We start from the raw sequence: 16,566 nt of genomic DNA on the forward strand, positions 1-16,566 counted from the left end.
ACGCCGCACGCCAGACACCGTCGTCAGGAGGCACCCGTGGCCGAGACCCAGGTGGCACCCGCCACCAAGCGAGACCGCACCCACTATCTGTACATCGCCGTCATCGGTGCCGTCCTGCTGGGCATCGCGGTCGGCTTCATCTGGCCGGACTTCGCCAAGGAGCTCAAGCCGGTCGGCACCGGCTTCGTGGCCCTGATCAAGATGATGATCTCGCCGATCATCTTCTGCACGATCGTGCTCGGCGTCGGTTCCGTCCGCAAGGCCGCCAAGATCGGCAAGGTCGGCGGGCTCGCCCTCGGCTACTTCATGGTCATGTCGGTGGTCGCGCTGGCCATCGGCCTGGTGGTGGGCAACATTTTGCACCCGGGCGACGGCATGCACCTCACGCAGGCCGTGAAGGACGTCGGCCACAGCGCGGCGAAGGACGCCGCCGAGGGCCCCGTCGACTTCGTCCTCGGGATCATCCCGATGACCCTGGTCTCGGCGTTCACCGAGGGACAGGTGCTCCAGACACTCCTGGTCGCACTGCTCGTCGGCTTCGCGCTGCAGGCCATGGGCAAGGCCGGCCAGCCGGTCCTCAAGGGCGTCGAGCACATCCAGAAGCTGGTCTTCCGCGTCCTCGGCATGATCATGTGGGCCGCGCCCGTCGGCGCGTTCGGCGCGATGGCGGCCGTCATCGGCGAGACCGGTGTGGACGCGCTGAAGGCGCTGGCCACGATCATGCTCGGCTTCTACGTGACCTGCATCCTGTTCGTCGTCGTGGTCCTCGGGACCCTGCTGCGCCTGGCCACCGGGTACAACCTGTTCGCGCTCCTGAAGTACCTGGGCCGCGAGTTCCTGCTGATCCTGTCCACCTCGTCCTCCGAGTCCGCGCTGCCGCGGCTCATCGCGAAGATGGAGCACCTGGGCGTCAGCCGTCCCGTCGTCGGCATCACCGTGCCGACCGGGTACTCGTTCAACCTCGACGGGACGATGATCTACCTGACCATGGCCTCGCTGTTCATCGCGGACGCCATGGACCAGCCCCTCGCCATCGGCCAGCAGATCGGCCTGCTGCTGTTCATGATGGTCGCGTCGAAGGGCGCCGCGGGTGTCTCCGGCTCCGGTATCGCGGTGCTCGCCAGCGGACTCCAGTCGCACAAGCCCGCGCTCGTCGACGGCGTCGGCCTGATCATCGGCATCGACCGCTTCATGAGCGAGGCCCGCGCCCTGACCAACTTCGCGGGCAACGCCGTCGCCACGCTCCTCATCGGTACGTGGACGGGTGAGGTCGACAAGGACCGCGTCGCGCGCGTCCTCGCCGGTGACCTGCCCTTCGACGAGCGCACGCTCGTGGACGACGGGAGCGACGACGCTCCCGCCGAGGTCCCGGACCAGCGGGGCGGGGACGAGAAGGAGCTGGCGAAGGCCTGACCTCGGTCAGCCGAGCCTGGCCACCAGTTCGGTGGCGCGTGAGGCGGGTACGCCCGCCGCGGTCAGCAGGGTGACCGCGGCGGAGCGGCCCGCCTCTTGTGCTGGAAGCAGGCCGTCGTTGACCGCCTCCATCAGCGCGAACACCACCTGCTCGTGCACGTAGCCGAGCGCCTGCGCGGGCAGCGGCGAGGTGAACTCACCCGAAGTCAGGCCCTGTTGGAGCATCTCGACGCAGGACTCGCGCACCGGGGCGAGGCTGGTGCGGATGCCCTCCATGGAGACGCTGCGCTGCGCGAGGGAGACCAGGAGCCGGTAGCGGTCGGCGATCTCCCAGACGGAGAGGATCGAGCGGGCCACGGCCTCGGCCGGGCCGTCCCCGTTCGCGGAGCTCTCGGCCTGCGCGCCGGTCTGTGCGGCGCCCACGGCCTGCGCGGCGTCGTCGACCAGCGCGGCCACGAGCGCCTCGCGGCTGGGGAAGTGCCCGTAGACCGTGCGCCTGACGACGCCCGCGGCCCTGGCGATCTGGTCCATGGACGCATCCGGGTCGCGCAGCAGCTCGGCGAGGGCGACGTCGAGGATGCGGCGGCGGTTGGTGTCGGCTCGACCTGAAGTCACGCGCCCATTCTGCACCCCGGTACCGACCCCGTTCACGTGTGGTTTTGCACAGTGCTGTGCAATCACGTAAATTGCACAGCGTTGTGTAATTGCACATCGCTGTGCAATGTCCGTGGACACATGGACACATGGACTCGTGGACTGTGGGGCCGAGGGCCCCGGAGGGTGGCAGGGGAATGCGCCTCGTCGTGAAGGAACCGGTCGAGGGGATGGACCGGCCGTACGCCCGCCGCTGGTGGGCCCTGCTCGTGCTCTGCCTGAGCCTGCTGATCATCGTGATGGCGAACACCGCGCTCACCGTCGCGGCGCCCGACATGACCAAGGACCTCGGCCTGACCAGCGCCGGCCTCCAGTGGGTCATCGACGGCTACACCGTCCCGTACGCGGCCCTGATGCTGCTGCTCGGGGCGATCGGCGACAAGTACAGCCGGCGCGGGGCACTCGTCCTCGGCCTCGTAGTCTTCGGCGGCGGCGCCGTCGCGGGCTCGCTCGTCGACAGCTCCACCGGGGTCATCGCGGCCCGCGCGGTGATGGGCGTCGGCGCGGCCATGATCATGCCCGCCACGCTGTCGCTGCTCGCGGCCACCTTCCCGCGCGCCGAGCGCGCCAAGGCCATCGTGCTGTGGACCGCCACCGCGGGACTCGCCATCGCCGCCGGGCCCCTGGTCGCCGGCGCGCTCCTGCGCAACCACGGCTGGTCGTCCACGTTCCTGATCAACGTGCCCGTGGCCGCCGTCGCCCTCGTCGGCGCCCTCGTCCTCGTACCGCCGTCCAAGGCGGCGCACCAGCACCGCATCGACTACGTCGGCGGACTGCTCTCCGTCGTCTGGGTCGGCGCCCTCGTCTACATGATCATCGAGGGGCCGCACTTCGGCTGGGGCGCCAAGGCGATCGGCGCCGCGGTCGTCGCGGGCGTGGCCCTGGTCGCCTTCGTGCTGTGGGAACTGCGCCACCCGCGTCCGGTCCTGGACGTCCGCCGCTTCACGGACCGCCGCTTCTCCGGCTCGAACCTCGCGGTCGCCCTCTTCTTCCTCGCGGTCTTCGGCGCCTTCTACTACCTCACCCAGCACCTCCAGTTCGTCCTCGGCTACGACGCGCTGGCCACCGGCGTCCGCATGCTGCCGCTCGCCGGAGCGGTCTTCGTGGGCTCGGCGCTCACGGGGTACCTCACCCCGCGCATCGGCATGAAGATCACGGTGACGGCCGGCATGGTCGGCGGCACGGCGGCGCTCGCGCTCCTGACGCGGGTCGACGCCTCGTCCTCGTACGGGGACTTCGTGCCGCCCCTGGTCATCCTCGGCCTCGCGATCGGCCTGGCCCTCTCGCCGTGCACCGACGCGATCATGGGCTCGTTCCCCGAGTCGGAGCTGGGCGTGGGCGGCGCGGTCAACGACACGTCGCTCGAACTCGGCGGCTCGCTCGGCATCGCGATCCTCGGCTCGGTCCTGGCCGGCTCGTACTCGTCGCAGCTGGCGGACAACACGGCGGGCACGAAGCTGCCGGGCGACGCGCTGTCGACGGCGCAGGACTCGGTGGGTGCGGGCTACGCGGTGGCGCAGGGCATCGGCGACCAGGCCCACAAGGTGGCCGAGAAGGCGGCGAGCGCGACCAGTCCCGAGCAGGCGGCCCAGCTCACGGCGCAGGCAGAGCAGCTCGCGGGCGGCGCGCGGCAGATGGCCGACGCGGTGGGCTCCGCCTTCTCGGACGCGGTGGCCCACACGAGCGTCGTCGGCGCGGTGATCCTCGGGGTCGGGACGGTGCTGGTGGCGGTACTGCTGCCGCGGCACGGGGAGCGGGCGGCGGGGGCGGACGCTGCCGCTGACGTTGAAGGTGAGCCCGACGTTGCCGGCGAGCCTGACATTGCAGCTGAGACTGACGTGGCAGCCGAGACGCTCGCCGTCGAGCCGGACGCCGCCGAGAAGGAGCCGGCCGCGCAGGGCAACGCGTAATCGCTGGCCTTTCCGTCGGCGTCAACGTTTACCGTCGAAGGCATGCGCATCGGAGAGCTGGCTGAGCGGGCGGGGACGACCACGCGGACGCTGAGGTACTACGAGTCGCGCGGGCTGCTGCCCGCGCGGCGCGGAGGCAACGGCTACCGCACGTACGACGAGGCGGACCTGCGGGCGCTGCGGCAGATCAGGACGCTCCAGGACTTCGGGTTCGAGCTGGAGGAGACCCGGCCGTTCGTGGAGTGCCTGCGGGCCGGGCATCCGGAGGGTGACTCGTGTCCCGCCTCGCTCGCCGTGTACCGCCGCAAGCTCGGTGAACTCGATGCGCTCATCGGCGAGTTGACCGCCGTGAGGGAGAAGGTCGGCGCGCAGCTCGAGCGCGCCGAGGAGGCCATGGACGCGCTGGCGGGCGAGGACCCGTCGCCGCGCTGCGAACTGGGAGGGTGAAATGAGTACGGATCTGAGGGACGTCACGGACGCGGACTTCGACGGAGAGGTACTGGGGGCCGGGCGGCCGGTCCTGGTGGAGTTCACCGCCGAGTGGTGCGGGCCGTGCCGGCAGCTCGCGCCGGTGCTGCGCTCCATCGCGGACGAGGAGCGGGAGCGGCTCGACGTCGTGGTGATCGACGTGGACCGCAACCCGGAGACCGCGGTGCGGTACGGGGTGCTGTCGATGCCGACGCTCATGGTCTTCAAGGACGGCGAGCCGGTGTGGTCACGGGTCGGGGCCCGCCCGAAGCGGCGGCTTCTGGAGGAACTGGCGGAGGTCGTCTGATCACGCCGGTCTGACAGAGGCCCGGTTGGACGGACCGAATAGCGGCGGTGAAATCCCCGGGGTGTAATGGGACCCTGCCAGGGGGTATATTGAGTGTTTCTGTGTGCCCACAGAAAAGGCCCCTCACGAGGGGCCGAATAAACACACTGTACCTGGCAGGGAGCCGCTTTGTCAACCCGTGAAGCGCGTGAAACCGCTGAATTGCGGAAAGAGCAGGAATTCATCGACCGGCTTTACGCGCGCGTCGATGTGCTGCGCGGCGACGCCGCGGAGTCGGTCACGGACGCCCTGACACCGGTCGGCACCGGGCAGCAGGCGCGGCTCGAAAGGGATCTCCTCGTCGTCGAGCGTTCCGGCCTGCTCGCCGCGCTGAACGCGGTCGACGGTTCGCTGTGCTTCGGCCGGATCGATCTCACCGAAAAGGCGGGCGGCACCGCGCATCACATCGGACGCATCGGAATTCGCGAGGACGACAGCGAGCACACCCCGATTCTGATCGACTGGCGCGCGCCGGTCGCCCGCCCCTTCTATCTCGCCACCGGGCACACGCCCATGGGCATCAGGCGGCGGCGCCACCTCACCACCGAGGGCCGCACCGTCACCGAGCTGCACGACGAGATCCTCGACCTGGGTGACGAGGAGCGCACCGGGTTCGAGGACCCGACGGGCGACGCCGTACTGCTCGCCGCCCTGAACTCGGCCCGCACCGGCCGCATGGGCGACATCGTGCAGACGATCCAGGCCGAGCAGGACCGGATCATCCGCCACTCGCACCGCGGCGTGCTCGTGGTGGAGGGCGGCCCCGGCACGGGCAAGACCGCGGTGGCGCTGCACCGCGCGGCCTTCCTCCTGTACGAGCAGCGGGAGCTCCTCGCCAAGCGCGCCGTGCTCATCGTCGGCCCGAACCCCGCCTTCCTCGGCTACATCGGCGAGGTCCTGCCCGCGCTCGGCGAGACCGGCGTGCTGCTCGCCTCGCTCGGCGAGCTGTTCCCCGGCGTGCACGCCACCGCCGAGGACACCCAGCACGCCGCCGCCGTCAAGGGCGCCGAGGCCATGGTGGACGCCCTCGCGCTCGCCGTGCGCGACCGGCAGCAGCTCCCCGAGCCCGGCGCCCCGATGATCGTCCGGCACGACGACGGTGACCTCATCCTCGACTGGGAGATCGCCTACGAGGCCCGGCAGGCCGCCCGCGACACGCTCCTGCCGCACAACCTCGCCCGCCCCCACTTCGCCTTCCGGATCATCGACGCGCTCACCGCCCAGCTCGCGGAGCGCATCGGCGCCGACCCGTACGGCGGCCCCAACTTCCTCGGCCCCGACGACCTCGCCCTGCTCGGCAAGGGTGTCGCCGCCAGCTCCGAAGTGCACGCCGCCATCGAGGAGCTGTGGCCGCAGCTCACCCCGCAGGGCCTGGTCGCGGACTTCCTGGCCGCACCCGTGCACATGGCCGTCGAGGACGCGAAGACGATCCGGCGCGACGTGACAGGGCCGGTGGACTGGACCCCCGCCGACGTTCCGCTCCTCGACGAGGCCGCCGAGCTGCTCGGCGTCGACGACAGCGCCGAACGCGCCCTGGCCGAGGCGGCGCGCCAGGAGCGGATCGGCTACGCGCAGGGCGTGCTCGAACTCTCCCGCGGCTCGGAGACGTACGAGTTCGAGGACGAGGAGGACTCCGAGGTCCTCGCCGCGCACGACATCGTCGATGCCGAGCGGGTCGCCGACTGGTACGAGGAGGAGGACCACCGCAGCGCCGCCGAGCGCGCGGCGGCCGACCGGACCTGGGCGTTCGGGCACATCATCGTCGACGAGGCGCAGGAGCTGTCGCCGATGGCGTGGCGGCTGCTGATGCGCCGCTCGCCGACGCGCTCGATGACGTTGGTCGGCGACCCCGCGCAGACCGCCGAGGAGGCCGGCGTCGGATCGTGGGAGAAGATCCTCGCGCCGTACGTCGCGGACCGCTGGGAGCACACCCGGCTCGGCGTCAACTACCGCACGCCGTCCGAGATCATGGACGTGGCGGCGGCCGTGCTGCGCGCCGAGCACCCCGGATTCGAGCCGCCGTCCTCGGTCCGCTCGACGGGCGTGCGGCCCTGGGCGCGCGCGGCCGATGACGTCGTGAAGGCCGTGGCCGAGGAGGCCGTCGCCGCCACGCCCGAGGAGGGGCGGCTCGCGGTGATCGCTCCGCGCAGGCTGCACGCGGCGCTCGCCGCCGCGCTGCCGGACGTCGTGGCGGGCGGCGAGCCCGACCTCACCAAGCACCTGGTGCTGCTCGACCCCCGCCAGGCCAAGGGGCTCGAGTTCGACCGGGTGCTGGTCGTGGAGCCGGGCGAGTACGGCGTCAGTGATCTCTACGTCGCGCTGACCCGGGCCACCCAGACCCTCGGCGTCGTGCACGGCGGGGAGCTGCCCGAGTCGCTGCGCGGCGTGCTGGTCACGCGGGCCTGAGCCACACCGTCGCGAGCGGCGGGAGCGTGAGCCGGACACTGGCCCGACGCCCATGGGCACCCTGGGCGTCCGGCTTGACCGGGTCCGTGTTGCCGACGTCACCACCGCCGTAGCGGGCCGCGTCGGTGTTGAGTACCTCGTGCCAGGCCGGTACGTCGTCGGGGGCGCCGAGCCGGTACTCGTGGCGCACCACCGGCGAGAAGTTGGACACCGACATGAGCGGGCTGCCGTCGGCGGCGCGGCGCAGGAACGCGAAGACGTTGTCCTGCGCCGCGTCACCGACGATCCACTCGAAGCCCGCCGGGTCCATGTCGCGCTGCCAGAGCGCCGGTTCGCCGCGGTAGACGGCGTTCAGGTCGCGGGTGAGGTCGCGGACACCGCGGTGGTCGGGCTCCGCCGGGTACGACGGGTCGAGCAGCCACCAGTCCGGGCCGTGCGCCTCCGACCACTCGGCGCCCTGCGCGAACTCCTGTCCCATGAAGAGGAGTTGCTTGCCCGGGTGGGACCACATGAAGCCCAGGTAGGCGCGGTGGGTCGCCCGCTGCTGCCACCAGTCGCCGGGCATCTTGGAGACCAGCGCCTTCTTGCCGTGGACCACTTCGTCGTGCGAGATCGGCAGGACGTAGTTCTCGCTGTACGCGTAGACCATCGAGAACGTCATCTCGTCGTGGTGGTAGCTGCGGTGGACCGGGTCGTGGGACACGTAGCCGAGCGAGTCGTGCATCCAGCCCATGTTCCACTTCAGGCCGAAGCCGAGACCCCCGAAACCGCCCGGTCCGATGTGGTGGGTCGCCCGGGTCACGCCGTCCCACGCGGTCGACTCCTCGGCGATCGTGACGACGCCGGGGACCCTGCGGTACAGCGTCGCGTTCATCTCCTGGAGGAACTCGACCGCGTCCAGGTTCTCCCGTCCGCCGTACTGGTTCGGGGTCCACTGGCCGTGCTCGCGGGAGTAGTCGAGGTAGAGCATGGAGGCGACGGCGTCGACGCGCAGGCCGTCGATGTGGAACTCCTCGCACCAGTACACGGCGTTGGCGACCAGGAAGTTGCGGACCTCCTTGCGGCCGTAGTCGAACTCGAGGGTGCCCCAGTCGGGGTGGGCGGCGCGCAGCGGGTCCTCGTGCTCGTACAGGGTGCGGCCGTCGAACTCGGCGAGCGCCCAGTCGTCGCGCGGGAAGTGGGCCGGCACCCAGTCCATGAGGACGCCGATGCCGGCCTGGTGCAGCGCGTCGACCAGATGCCGGAAGTCGTCGGGTGTGCCCATGCGGGCCGTCGGGGCGTAGAAGCCGGTGACCTGGTAGCCCCACGACCCGCCGAAGGGGTGCTCGGCCACGGGCATCAGTTCTACATGCGTGAACCCCAAGTCGGCTACGTACGCCGGGAGTTGATCGGCCAGCTGGCGGTACGTGAGGCCGGGCCGCCAGGACGCGAGGTGGATCTCGTAGACCGAGAACGGGGCCTCGTGCACGGGCGGAGTGCCGCGGCGGGCCATCCACTCGTCGTCGTGCCAGGTGTGGTGCGACGCGTCGATGACCGAGGAGTTGGCGGGCGGGACCTCCGTGCGGCGGGCCAGCGGGTCCGCGCGCATCGTCTTCGAGCCGTCCGGGCGGGTGATCTCGAACTTGTACAGCTCACCCTCGCCGAGGGCCGGGACGAAGAGCTCCCAGATCCCCGTGGAGCCGAGCGAGCGCATCGGGAAGCCCGTGCCGTTCCAGTAGTTGAAGTCGCCCACGACGCGCACCCCTTGGGCGTTGGGTGCCCAGACGGTGAAGCGGGTGCCGGTGATGCCCTGGTGCGTCATGGGGTGCGCGCCGAGCGCCTGCCACAGCTGCTCGTGCCGGCCCTCGCCGATCAGGTGCAGGTCGAATTCGCGGAGCGCGGGCAGCAGCCCGTACGGGTCCGGGGTCTCGTGCTCGGCCGCGCCCTCGTAGGTGACCCGGAGGCGGTAGTCGGCCGGGGGTGCGGGCAGGTCGGCGAGGCCCGAGAAGAAGCCGTCGCCGTCGTCGTGCAGCACGACCCGGAGGCCGTCCGCGACGACCGTGACCGCGCGGGCGTACGGGCGCAGCGCCCGGAACACCGTCCCGGAGGGCGTGATGTGCGCGCCGAGGGTGGAGTGCGGGTCGTGGTGGGTGCCGGCGAGGAGGCGGTCGCGGTCGGCGGCGGAGGTGGGGGAAGGGGCGGCGGTGACGGGTGTGGGCGGTGTGGAGCGGGAGGGGTCGTGCGTCACGGGGTGGCCTCCTGGCTCGGGGTCGACATGGGGTGCCGCGGTGCCGCGTCCGCGTCTTTGGTGCGGGGACGCGGCATGCCGGAGGCCTCCGTGGCGAGGCGGTCGATCGCCGACAGGGGGATCGACAGCCAGTCCGGGCGGTGATGGGCCTCGTAGACGGCTTCGTAGACCGCTTTGTCCGTCTCGTAGGCGCGCAGCAGGACCGGGTCCGTCCGTGGATCGTCGCCCGCGGCCTGCGCGTAGCCCGCGCAGTAGGCGTCCCGGCACCCGCGCGCCCAGTCCGGCGCCCAGGGCAGGCTGGTGCGGGCCGCGTAGTCGAAGGAGCGCAGCATGCCGGCCACATCGCGGGCGGGCGGGTGCGGCAGCCGGCGTTCGGGCAGGGGGCGGGACGGCTCGCCCTCGAAGTCGATGACCGACCAGGCACCGGCGGGCGAGCGCAGGCACTGGCCCAGGTGCAGGTCCCCGTGCACGCGCTGGGCGGTGCGGGGGGTCGTGTCGGCCGCGAGGGCGTCGAAGACGGTGTGCAGCGCGGGCGCGTAGGGATGGAGCGCCGGTACGGCCTGGACCGCCTTGTCCAGGCGGTCCTTCATCGACCGGGCCAGCTGCACCGTGTGGGCGCGGCCCAGGGTGACCGTCGGCAGGGCGTGCGCGAGGGCGAGGTGGATCTCCGCTGTCGCGCGGCCCAGTTCGTGGGCCTCGTGGCGGAAGTCCTGCCCCTTGGACAGCTCGCCGAGCGCGAGGTCCCAGCCGTCCGTCGCGCCCGTGAGGTAGGGCTGGAGCAGGCCCAGCGACAGCGGATCGTCGTCCGTCGTCTCGAACCACGCCACCGGGGCGAGCGCGCGAGAGCAGCCCTCGTCGGCCAGCGCGCGCTGGAGTTCCAGATCCGGATTGAGGCCCGGCGTCACACGGCGGAACACCTTGAGGATGAACGTATCTCCGTAAATGATCGACGAGTTGGACTGCTCCGCGTCGAGGGGGCGTGGGGTGAGGTCCGGCGGCATCGGGGTCGCGCCGTCGTGCGCGAAGCGGAGTCCGCCCAGGCGGCCCGGGTGGCGCAGCCGCTCCAGGAGGAGGTCCGTCAGGCGGGGGTCGAGCAGGGCCTCGTAGACCGTGCTTCCGGCGAGGGGGCCCTGCGTGACATGGCCGATGAGGGCCGACGCCAGATAGGGAGGCAGTGACTCCCTTACGCCCAGCAGGAGTTGATAGGTGTCCTGGGTGGGCTCGGTGCGCACAAGGGCGTGGATCAGGCCCGGCTGGCGTGCCGCGACCGGCAGCAGGTCCGTGGCGGCGAGCAGGGTGAGGGCGGGTGCTGTTCTGCCCGCGAACCAGCGTTGCCGGGGCAGCCACGCGCGCAGGAGCGGGTCGAGCGAGGCGAGCAGCTCGGGTCGCGCGGTCGGGCCGGTTCGGGTGACGGCATCCGGCATGGCGTCACGTCCTTTCCCCGGGGCGGGCCGCGACTGGGTGCGGGGCGGCGTCCCGGAAATGCGGCGGAGGCAGTACGAGCGGGACGTGTCGGGGTGTGTGGTGATGGGTGCCCAGGGAGGGGCGGCGGAAACCGGCCCTCCCCGGGCGGCGTTCAGGCGTCCTTGCGCAGCCGGAACCAGTAGAACCCGTGACCTGCGAGGGTGAGGAGATAGGGCAGTTCACCGATGGCCGGAAAGCGCACCCCGCCGATCAGCTCGACCGGATGCCGGCCGCTGAAGGCCTGGAGGTCGAGTTCGGTGGGCTGGGCGAAGCGCGAGAAGTTGTGCACGCAGAGCACGAGGTCGTCCTTGTACTCGCGCAGGAACGCGATCACCGCCTGGTTGGACGACGGGAGTTCGGTGTACGAGCCGAGGCCGAACGCTTCGTTCTGCTTGCGGATCTCGATCATCCGGCGCGTCCAGTGCAGCAGAGACGACGGCGAGGTCATGGACGCCTCGACGTTGGTGACCTGGTAGCCGTAGACCGGGTCCATGATCGTGGGCAGGGAGAGACGGCCCGGGTCGCAGGACGAGAAGCCCGCGTTGCGATCGGGTGTCCACTGCATCGGTGTACGCACCGCGTCGCGGTCGCCGAGCCAGATGTTGTCGCCCATGCCGATCTCGTCGCCGTAGTAGAGGATCGGCGAGCCCGGCAGGGAGAGCAGCAGGGCGGTGAAGAGTTCGATCTGGTTGCGGTCGTTGTCGAGGAGCGGCGCGAGGCGGCGGCGGATGCCGATGTTGGCCCGCATGCGCGGGTCCTTGGCGTACTCCGCGTACATGTAGTCGCGCTCTTCGTCGGTGACCATTTCGAGCGTGAGCTCGTCGTGGTTGCGCAGGAAAATGCCCCACTGGCAACTCGACGGAATGGCGGGCGTTTTGGCCAGGATTTCCGAGACCGGGTGGCGCGACTCGCGGCGCACCGCCATGAAGATGCGCGGCATGACCGGGAAGTGGAACGCCATGTGGCACTCGTCGCCGCCGGAGGTGTAGTCGCCGAAGTAGTCGACCACGTCCTCGGGCCACTGATTGGCCTCGGCGAGCAGGACCGTGTCCGGGTAGTGCGCGTCGATCTCCTTGCGGACCCGCTTGAGGAGCTCGTGCGTGGCCGGCAGGTTCTCGCAGTTGGTCCCCTCCTCCGCGTAGAGGTAGGGCACGGCGTCGAGCCGGAAGCCGTCGATGCCGAGGTCCAGCCAGAAGCGCAGGGCCGCGACGATCTCCTCCTGGACGCGCGGGTTCTCGTAGTTGAGATCCGGCTGGTGGGAGAAGAAGCGGTGCCAGTAGTACTGCTTGCGCACAGGGTCGAAGGTCCAGTTCGACGCCTCAGTGTCGACGAAGATGATCCGCGCGTCCTCGTACTGCTTGTCGTCGTCGGCCCAGACGTAGTAGTCGCCGTAGGGCCCGTCGGGGTCCTTGCGGGACTCCTGGAACCACTCGTGCTGGTCGCTCGTGTGGTTCATGACGAAGTCGATGATCACGCGCATCCCGCGCTGGTGCGCGGCGTCGACGAACTCCACGAAGTCGGCCAGGTCACCGAACTCGGGCAGGACCGCCGTGTAGTCGGACACGTCGTAACCGCCGTCCCTCAGCGGGGACTTGAAGAACGGAGGCAGCCACAGGCAGTCCACGCCGAGCCACTGGAGATAGTCCAGTTTCGCGGTGATGCCCTTGAGGTCGCCGACTCCGTCGCCGTTGCTGTCCTGGAAGGAGCGGACGAGGACCTCGTAGAAGACGGCACGTTTGAACCAGTCGGGATCCCGGTCCTTGGCGGGGGTGTCCTCGAAGGTGTCCGGGACGGGTTCATTGACGGTCATGGTGTGGGTGACCCTCCGATCAACGGTGAGGACGGTCGCAGGACGGTGAGGATGTGCGCGGGCGTACGGCCCGGCTCGAGGCGCACATAGTTGGCCCTGCCCCAGTGATAGGTCTCACCGGTGAGCTCGTCGCGCATCGGTGCGGACTCGTGCCAGCCGAGTCCCAGTTGCGGCATGTCCAACGACACCGTCGCCTCCTGGGTGTGGTGAGGGTCGAGGTTGGCGACCACCAGAACCGTGTTCGAGCCGTGTGCGCCTGCGACCGACTTGGAGTACGCGATGACCGTGTCCTTGTCGGTGTGGTGGAAGTGCACGTCACGCAGCCGGCGCAGGGCGGGGCTGCGGCGCCTGATGTCGTTGAGCCGGGTGATGAGGGGCGCGATCGAACGCCCCTCGTGCTCGGCCGACTCCCAGTCGCGCGGCCGCAGTTCGTACTTCTCCGAATGCAGATACTCCTCGCTGCCGGGGCGTAGCGGGGTGTTTTCGCACAGTTCGTAGCCGCTGTAGACGCCCCAGGTGGGGGAGAGTGTGGCGGCCAGGACCGCGCGCGCCTCGAACGCGGGCCGTCCGCCGTCCTGGAGGTAGGCGTGCAGGATGTCCGGCGTGTTCACGAAGAAGTTGGGACGCATGTACGCGGCCGTGTCCCTGGCCAACTCCGTGGTGTACTCGGTGAGTTCCTGCTTCGAGTTGCGCCAGGTGAAGTAGGTGTACGACTGCTGGAAGCCGGCCTGCGCGAGGGTGCGCATCATCGCGGGGCGCGTGAACGCCTCGGCCAGGAAGATCACGTCGGGGTCGGTGCGGTTGATCCCCTTGATGACCCGCTCCCAGAAGACGACGGGCTTGGTGTGCGGGTTGTCGACGCGGAAGATGCGCACGCCGTGGTCCATCCAGAAGCGCAGGACGCGGGTCGTCTCAGCGATCAGTCCCGGCATGTCCTTGTCGAAGGCGATCGGGTAGATGTCCTGGTACTTCTTCGGCGGGTTCTCGGCGTACGCGATCGTGCCGTCCGGCCGGTGGTGGAACCACTCGGGGTGCTTGTCCACCCACGGATGGTCGGGCGAGCACTGGAGCGCGAAGTCCAGCGCGATCTCCAGGCCCAGGTCCGCGGCCCGGCGCACGAACGCGTCGAAGTCGTCGAGCGTGCCGAGGTCCGGGTGGACCGCGTCGTGACCGCCCTCCGGAGAGCCGATCGCCCAGGGGACACCCACGTCGTGCGGCCCCGGGGAGAGCGAGTTGTCGGGACCCTTGCGGTACGTGGTGCCGATGGGGTGGATCGGTGGCAGATAGAGGACGTCGAAGCCCATCGCCGCGATGGCCGGAAGGCGCTTCGCGGCGGTGTGGAACGTGCCGGAGACCGGCGGTTCCCCCTCGCGCACGATCGCGCCCTCCGAGCGCGGGAAGAACTCGTACCACGCCCCGTACAGCGCCCGCTCGCGCTCCACGCGGAGCGGCAGCGGGTCGGAGCTGGTCACCAGCTCGCGCAGCGGGTGGCGGGCCAGGACCTCGTCGACCTGCGGGGTGAGCGCGGCGGCCAGACGGGCCGCGGCGGGGCGCGCGGTGTCCCGGAGCGCGGCGGCGGCGCGCAGCACCGTCTCGCGCTGCCCCTTGCGCTGCGGCACGCCCCCGGCGGCGCGCTCGTACAGCAACGCCCCTTCCTCCAGGACGAGTTCGGTGTCGATGCCCGCCGGGACCTTGATCTGCGCGTGGCGGCGCCAGGTGGTGACCGGGTCGCCCCACGCCTCGACGAAGTAGGTCCAGCGGCCCTCCGACGTGGGCGTGACCTGCGCGCCCCAGCGGTCGGTGCCGGGGGCCAGCTCGCGCATCGGGGTCCACGGGCCCGTGCGGCCGCGCGGCGAGCGCAGCACCACGTTCGCGGCCACCGCGTCGTGGCCCTCGCGGAAGACCGTCGCGCTGACCTGGAAGGTCTCGCCCGCCACCGCCTTGGCGGGCCTGCGGCCGTGGTCCACGAGGGGCTGGACGTCCAGGACGGGGATCCGTCCGAGCGTGGTGGCGGAGGTGGCCGATGGGCGCCGCCGGCCCGGTGGTTTCTGCGATTTCGCGCTTCTGGCCGACTGCTTCGCCGGGTCCGTGTGCGGCTTCGGCGAGGGACTCTGTGCGGGCATGACCGCTCCTGACCGCGGGGGTTCGGCTTGCGGAAACGGGGGTGATGAAGAGGGTCGTGCAGTGTGTACCGGAGGAGCCTTCCACGGTCGCAGGGCGGGCAATCCGGTGCTTTGTTAACTACTCGCGCGTAAGCACACAGACAAGTCCGGCCCCGCCGCGAACGACGGGACCGGACCATGAACTCACCTTTCGTCTACGGGTTGTTGACCTGGAGCAGCTTGTTCGGCGAGCCGGGCAGCGGGTTCGTGATCCGGCCCGTCGCCGCGCGCCCCGTCAGCGCCCGGCTCACCTGGGCCGGGGTGGCCGAGGCGTGGTCGGCCAGGTACAGCGCGGCGGCGCCCGCCACGTGGGGCGACGCCATCGACGTACCGGAGAAGGTCGCTTTCCCCGTGTCGCTCGCGTACCCCGCCGAGGTGATGTCGACGCCGGGGGCGAACAGATCCAGCCGGGTGCCCCAGTTCGAGAAGTCGGCGCGCCGATCGGTGCGGTCACTCGCGCCGACCGTGATGGCCTCCTTCACGCGGGCCGGCGAGTACAGGCTCGCCGGGAGGCCGTCGTTGCCGGCCGCGACCGTGTACGTGACACCGGAGGCGATGGAGCCCCGCACCGCCGCGTCCAGCTGGGCGTTGGCGTAGCCGCCGAGGCTCAGATTGGCGACGGCCGGTTTGCGCGCGTTCTTCGTCACCCAGTCGATGCCCGCGATGACCTGGGCGGTCGTCCCGGAGCCCGCGTCGTCGAGCACGCGGACCGCGACCACGTCGGCCTTCTTCGCGACGCCGTAGTCCTTACCGGCGACGGTTCCGGCCACATGCGTGCCGTGGCCGTTGCCGTCCTGGGCGGTGGCGTCGCCGTCGACGAAGTCCCAGCCGTAGTGCGCCCGGCCGCCGAAGTCCCGGTGCGAGATCCGGATGCCGGTGTCGATGACGTACGCCGTCACGCCCGAGCCCGCCGACTCGGGCCATGTGTAGGACTTGTCGAGCGGCAGATCGCGCTGGTCGATGCGGTCCAGCCCCCAGGACGGCGGGTTCTTCCGGGTGTGGTCGAGCGAGACCCGTGAGTCCTGGACGACCGCGGCGACCGACGGATCGGCCGCGAGCCTTCTGGCCTGCGTCTCGCCCGCGCGCACCGCGTACCCGTTCAGCGCCGTGCTGTAGGTGTGGCGTATTTTCGCCCCGTACTTCTCGGCGAGACCCTTGCCCGTGTCGGACGGTGCCTTCGTTCCTCCCTTGAGCGTCACGATGTAGCTGCCTGCGACGGCGCCGGGCTCACCGGCGCCGAGTATGCGCCCCAGCCGGGGCGCGGCATGCACGGGCAGCGTGCCGGCCGAGAGCACCGCCGCCGTGGTCACGGCCGTGAGCGCGCCCGCCCAGCGCAGACGCCTTGTGCGCGTCAGTGTCATGTCGTGAGTTCCCTCCCTCGACTCGGCGCGCGAGGACCGCAGTTGCACGTCCGCCGGTCCTGACGGCCGGGATCCGCGCACACCGCTTGGCAGCCTCTCGTGCGCCGTCAGGCCCTACAAGACCGCATGAGGGGGCGGAATCGGCCATATCGCCCGTGGGGGACCGGTGGCGGTTGCGGCGAGGTTGCGGCGAAAACCGGACTTCCTCCAGCGGTACGCGGGCGGCGGCGCAGCGCGGCCGGGAGCGGCGCGACGTACCGGATCATCCTCATGGCGTACGACCGGCGCACCGGCCGGTTCCTCGGCAAGGACCCCCGCGATGCGGCGAGATGCCCGTCAAACAGG

At 70.8% G+C, this 16,566-nt stretch carries 11 protein-coding genes; 5 read left to right on the plus strand and 6 right to left on the minus strand.

The annotated features are described in order from the left end of the window. The first annotated feature begins 36 nt into the window (after window positions 1-36). Entirely contained in the window at window positions 37-1,413 is a 1,377-nt protein-coding gene (locus ACY0PA_RS28670) for a cation:dicarboxylate symporter family transporter (protein ID WP_473080448.1), read from the plus strand. A 6-nt stretch (window positions 1,414-1,419) separates the two neighbouring features. Here ACY0PA_RS28670 and ACY0PA_RS28675 read toward each other — a convergent pair whose 3' ends face one another. Continuing rightward, window positions 1,420-2,028: a TetR/AcrR family transcriptional regulator gene (locus tag ACY0PA_RS28675; protein ID WP_473080449.1), complete on the minus strand. Its 609-nt coding sequence runs from the start codon at window positions 2,026-2,028 to the stop codon at window positions 1,420-1,422. 176 nt (window positions 2,029-2,204) lie between these two features. Between ACY0PA_RS28675 and ACY0PA_RS28680 the strand changes: the two genes are divergently transcribed. The 4 genes from ACY0PA_RS28680 to ACY0PA_RS28695 all read left to right on the plus strand — a co-directional run bounded on the left by ACY0PA_RS28680 (window position 2,205) and on the right by ACY0PA_RS28695 (window position 7,197). Continuing rightward, window positions 2,205-3,977, plus strand: coding sequence for an MFS transporter (locus ACY0PA_RS28680; protein WP_473080450.1), 1,773 nt, complete (start codon window positions 2,205-2,207; stop codon window positions 3,975-3,977). Window positions 3,978-4,019: 42 nt separating this feature from the next. After that, the gene (locus ACY0PA_RS28685) at window positions 4,020-4,424 is read left to right on the plus strand and encodes a MerR family transcriptional regulator (protein ID WP_329570189.1); all 405 of its coding nucleotides are present in this window, start codon (window positions 4,020-4,022) and stop codon (window positions 4,422-4,424) included. A 1-nt stretch (window position 4,425) separates the two neighbouring features. Then, entirely contained in the window at window positions 4,426-4,752 is a 327-nt protein-coding gene (gene trxA, locus ACY0PA_RS28690; RefSeq protein WP_326711108.1) for a thioredoxin, read from the plus strand. A gap of 201 nt (window positions 4,753-4,953) precedes the next feature. Continuing rightward, window positions 4,954-7,197, plus strand: coding sequence for a HelD family protein (locus tag ACY0PA_RS28695; RefSeq protein ID WP_473080451.1), 2,244 nt, complete (start codon window positions 4,954-4,956; stop codon window positions 7,195-7,197). Here ACY0PA_RS28695 and glgB read toward each other — a convergent pair. The 5 genes from glgB to ACY0PA_RS28720 form a co-directional block, all read right to left on the minus strand. Then, on the minus strand, window positions 7,184-9,424 hold the full coding sequence (gene glgB / locus ACY0PA_RS28700) for a 1,4-alpha-glucan branching enzyme (RefSeq protein WP_473080452.1): 2,241 nt from the start codon (window positions 9,422-9,424) through the stop codon (window positions 7,184-7,186). The two genes, ACY0PA_RS28695 and glgB, sit on opposite strands and share 14 nt — an antisense overlap. After that, a complete protein-coding gene (locus tag ACY0PA_RS28705) occupies window positions 9,421-10,848 on the minus strand; it encodes a maltokinase N-terminal cap-like domain-containing protein (protein WP_473080453.1) in 1,428 nt (475 codons plus the stop codon). Before ACY0PA_RS28705 ends, glgB begins: the two co-directional genes overlap by 4 nt. Window positions 10,849-11,000: 152 nt before the next feature. Beyond that, window positions 11,001-12,698: a maltose alpha-D-glucosyltransferase gene (gene treS, locus ACY0PA_RS28710; protein WP_473080454.1), complete on the minus strand. Its 1,698-nt coding sequence runs from the start codon at window positions 12,696-12,698 to the stop codon at window positions 11,001-11,003. Beyond that, complete coding sequence (locus tag ACY0PA_RS28715; protein WP_473080455.1) at window positions 12,695-14,821, minus strand: alpha-1,4-glucan--maltose-1-phosphate maltosyltransferase; 2,127 nt, start codon at window positions 14,819-14,821, stop codon at window positions 12,695-12,697. The genes treS and ACY0PA_RS28715 overlap by 4 nt, the downstream gene beginning before the upstream one ends. A 194-nt stretch (window positions 14,822-15,015) precedes the next feature. Then, the gene (locus tag ACY0PA_RS28720; protein WP_473080456.1) at window positions 15,016-16,221 is read right to left on the minus strand and encodes a S8 family peptidase; all 1,206 of its coding nucleotides are present in this window, start codon (window positions 16,219-16,221) and stop codon (window positions 15,016-15,018) included. Between the last annotated feature and the right edge of the window lie 345 nt (window positions 16,222-16,566).

Source organism: Streptomyces sp. DS1-CR2 (assembly GCF_055760475.1).